The sequence below is a fragment of the Pseudomonas sp. PS01297 genome, assembly GCF_029959305.1.
Lineage (GTDB): Bacteria > Pseudomonadota > Gammaproteobacteria > Pseudomonadales > Pseudomonadaceae > Aquipseudomonas > Aquipseudomonas helleri.
Window position 1 is genome coordinate 1 of the sequence record NZ_JASCPQ010000178.1, and the last position, 3,897, is coordinate 3,897.

3 protein-coding genes are annotated in these 3,897 nt (G+C 61.7%); 2 read left to right on the forward strand and 1 reads right to left on the reverse strand.

Features of this window, described 5'->3' with window-relative positions:
- The first annotated feature begins 173 nt into the window (after window positions 1–173).
- On the forward strand, window positions 174–1,064 hold the full coding sequence (yedA, locus tag QMX84_RS25860; RefSeq protein WP_282365109.1) for a drug/metabolite exporter YedA: 891 nt from the start codon (window positions 174–176) through the stop codon (window positions 1,062–1,064).
- A gap of 67 nt (window positions 1,065–1,131) precedes the next feature.
- Window positions 1,132–2,469 carry a DEAD/DEAH box helicase gene (locus QMX84_RS25865; protein WP_153435318.1) on the forward strand — a complete coding sequence of 446 codons (1,338 nt, stop codon included), beginning with the start codon at window positions 1,132–1,134 and terminating at the stop codon, window positions 2,467–2,469.
- Window positions 2,470–2,541: 72 nt separating this feature from the next.
- On the opposite strand, the gene QMX84_RS25870 is transcribed toward QMX84_RS25865, so the two are convergent.
- Window positions 2,542–3,777, reverse strand: a complete 1,236-nt coding sequence (locus QMX84_RS25870; RefSeq protein ID WP_282365110.1) for a TIGR03862 family flavoprotein — start codon at window positions 3,775–3,777, stop codon at window positions 2,542–2,544.
- Window positions 3,778–3,897: the final 120 nt, after the last annotated feature.

The following is a 3,897-nucleotide window of genomic DNA, read 5'->3' on the forward strand; positions in this document are numbered from 1 at the left end:
AGCTTGCCTCGCGATCTTTTGATCGTTGAAAAGATCGCGAGGCAAGCTCGCTCCTACAGGGTGAACAGCCGCCAAAGTGTACGGGTCACTTTTGGTGCGTTCTGTTACTTATTATTTCGCAGCCCTTTGTCTAGAATCCCAAGTCCCCTGCCTTTGCCTTCCGAGCTGCCCCCATGCCTGCCGCACGTCGTTTCCCGTTACAACTGATCGGTGCTTTTTTTGCGTTGTACGTTATTTGGGGTTCGACCTATCTGGTGATTCGCATCGGGATTGAGTCCTGGCCGCCGTTGATGATGGCCGGGGTGCGCTTTCTGGTGGCGGGCTGTTTGATGTACGGCTACATGCGCTGGCGCGGGGCGCCGACACCGACCTTTGTGCAGTGGCGTTCGGCAGCCATGATCGGTTTTCTGTTGCTGGCCTGCGGCAATGGTGGCGTGACCCTGGCTGAGCATTCGGGCGTGGCCTCTGGTGTCGCGGCCCTGGCCGTGGCGACGGTGCCGCTGTTTACGTTGCTGTTCGGCTACTTTTGGGGCGCACGCAACACTCGCCTGGAATGGGCCGGTATTGCGCTGGGGCTGATCGGCATCGGCATGCTTAACCTCGGCTCCAACCTGCAAGCCAGCCCATTGGGCGCGGCGATGATCCTCTTTGCGGCAGCCGCTTGGGCGTTCGGTTCGGTCTGGAGCCGCCATTTGCCGCTGCCCGCAGGCGCCATGGCCAGCGCTGCCGAAATGATCACCGCAGGTGTGGTGCTGCTGGCCGGCAGCCTGCTCAGCGGCGAGCGCATGACCCATCTGCCAACCGCCGCAGGCTGGGGTGCGTTGCTGTATCTGGTGTTCTTCGGCTCGATCATCGCCTTCAGCGCCTACATGTACCTGCTGAAAAACGTGCGCCCGGCCGCCGCCACCAGCTATGCCTACGTCAACCCGGCCGTGGCGGTGATGCTGGGTATCGTGTTTGCGGGCGAGAGCATCGGCTTCGAAGAGTGCCTGGCGATGGCGGTGATCATCAGCGCCGTGGTGTTGATCGGGTTGCCGCAGTGGCGCAAGCAGAAAACCGTCTGAATTAGGGTAAACTGCGCGCCATTGCACTTTATGCACCCCTGCGCAGACCTTTTTCGACGGTATTCCCATGACATTCGCCACCCTTGGCCTGATCGAGCCCTTGCTGCGCGCCCTTGAGGCGCTCGGCTACAAGACCCCCACTCCGGTTCAGGCCCAAGCGATTCCCGCCGTGCTGGCAGGCCGTGACCTGATGGCCGCCGCCCAGACGGGCACCGGCAAAACAGGCGGCTTTGCCTTGCCATTGCTGCAATTGCTGACCATGGAAGGGCCAAAGGTCACCAGCAACTCGATCCGCGCGCTGGTGCTGGTGCCGACCCGCGAACTGGCCGAACAGGTTCACGAGAACATTCGCCAGTACGCCGAGCACCTGCCGTTGAGCACCTATGCGGTGTACGGCGGGGTCAGCATCAACCCGCAAATGATGAAGCTGCGCAAAGGCGTTGACGTGCTGGTGGCGACCCCCGGCCGCTTGCTCGACCTGTATCGCCAGAACGCGATCAAGTTCAACCAACTGCAAACCCTGATCCTCGACGAAGCCGACCGCATGCTCGACCTCGGTTTCTCCGAAGAGCTGCGCGACATTTACCGTGCCTTGCCGAAAAAACGCCAGACCCTGCTGTTTTCAGCGACGTTCTCGGACGCGATCCGCCTGTTGGCCGAACAAATGCTCGACAACCCGCTGAGCATCGAAGTTAGCCCGCGCAACGTGGCGGCCAGCAGCGTCAAGCAGTGGGTGATCCCAGTCGATAAAAAGCGCAAGGCAGAGTTGTTTCTGCACTTGCTGCGCAGCCAGCGCTGGAAGCAGGTGCTGGTGTTCGCCAAGACCCGTAACGGCGTTGATGAGCTGGTAGACAAGCTGCAAGGCTTGGGGATCAACGCGGACGGCATCCATGGCGACAAGCCCCAGGCTACCCGTCAACGTGCGCTGGATCGTTTCAAGGCCAGCGAAGTGCAAATTTTGGTCGCCACCGATGTCGCCGCGCGCGGCCTGGACATCGACGACCTGCCGCTGGTGGTCAACTTCGACTTACCGATCGTGGCCGAAGACTACATTCACCGCATTGGCCGTACCGGTCGTGCCGGCCAGAAAGGCGAGGCGATTTCGCTGGTGTGTGCGGACGAAGTGAACATGTTGTCGGCAATCGAGATGTTGACCCGTCAGACATTGACCCGCCACGAAGAGCCCGACTTTGTGCCAGAGCACCGCGTGCCGCTAACCGATGCGACGGGCCAGGTGGTCAAAAAGCCGAAGAAACCGAAAAAGCCTAAAGCAGCAGGCGGTGGCGGCAAGCGCAACCTGGGCAAATGGGTGGACAGTGGCGACGTGGCCCCGGCCGAGCCTTCGGTCAAGCCTGTGCGCAAAGTTCCGGTGTTCAACACCGGCCCACGCAAGCGCAAGCCATAACCCGCCCTTTCTCCTGTCTGTAGGAGCGAGCTTGCCTCGCGATCTTTTAAAAGATCGCGGGGCGACAGATGTTCAGCGTTTGAGCCAGCTTAAAACCCCCAACCCTGCGGCGCGCCCGCTGGCAAAGCAGCCGGTGAGCAAGTAACCGCCGGTGGGGGCTTCCCAGTCCAGCATCTCGCCCGCGCAGAACACACCCGGTACGGCGTTGAGCATCAGGTTGTGATCCAGTGCCTCAAAGCGCACGCCGCCGGCGCTGCTGATGGCCTCGTCCAGCGGGCGTGCCTTGATCAGTGTCAGGGGCAGGGCCTTAATCGCTTTGGCCAACTGCGCCGGGTGGTTGAAGTCATCTGCCGGGGCCAACTCGCGCAACAGCGCCGCTTTCACCCCGTCCAGACCCAACTGGCTGTGCAAATGCTTGCTCATCGAGCGTGAGCCGCGCGGCTTGGCCAAGGCCGCAGCGATTTTATCCACAGGCTTGTTGGGCAACAGATCGATCAGAATCGTCGCAGCGCCATGCTGGTTGATGGCCTCACGAATCGGCGCAGACCAAGCATAAATCAAACTGCCTTCAATGCCGCTGGCGGTGATCACGCATTCACCCAAGCGTGGTGCGCTGTGCTCCAGGGCAATGGCGATGTTCTTCAAGGGCGCCCCGGCGAACTTGCTGCGCAGCACCTCGCTCCAGCCCGCCACATCAAACCCGCAATTGCTCGGCTGCAAGGCCGCCAACTCGACGCCGCGCTCTGCCAGCAGCGGCATCCACGCGCCATCAGAACCCAACCGTGCCCAACTGCCGCCGCCCAAGGCCAATACCACGGCATCCGGATTAAGCTGTTTTTCGCCCTCGGGGCTGTCGATGCGCAACTGGCCATCGGCTTGCCAGCCCAGCCAGCGGTGGCGGGTGTGGATAACTACGCCGGATTCGCGCAGGCGCTTCAGCCAGGCGCGCAGCAGCGGCGCGGCTTTCATGTCGGTGGGGAACACCCGGCCCGAACTGCCGACAAAGGTTTCGATGCCCAGGTCGTGGATCCACTGGCACAAGGCGTCGGCATCAAACGCCCGCAGCAACGGCGCCATGTGCGGCGCCCGCTCGGCATAACGCGACAAAAACGCCGGGTAAGGTTCGGAGTGGGTGATGTTCATGCCGCCGACACCGGCGAGCAAAAACTTGCGACCGACCGACGGCATGCCGTCAAACAGATCCACCTGCACGCCCGCCTGGCTCAGCACTTCGGCAGCCATCAAACCGGCGGGGCCACCGCCAATAATGGCGACGTGCGGGGAAGGGGAGGACGTGGGTTCAGTCATGGCAAGGCTGCAAATCGGCGAAATTAGCCGGGCATTCTACCTGAGGAACACCCAATACCCTGTGTAGGAGCGAGCTTGCCTCGCGATCTTTTGATCTTTTTAAAGATCGCGAGGCAAGCT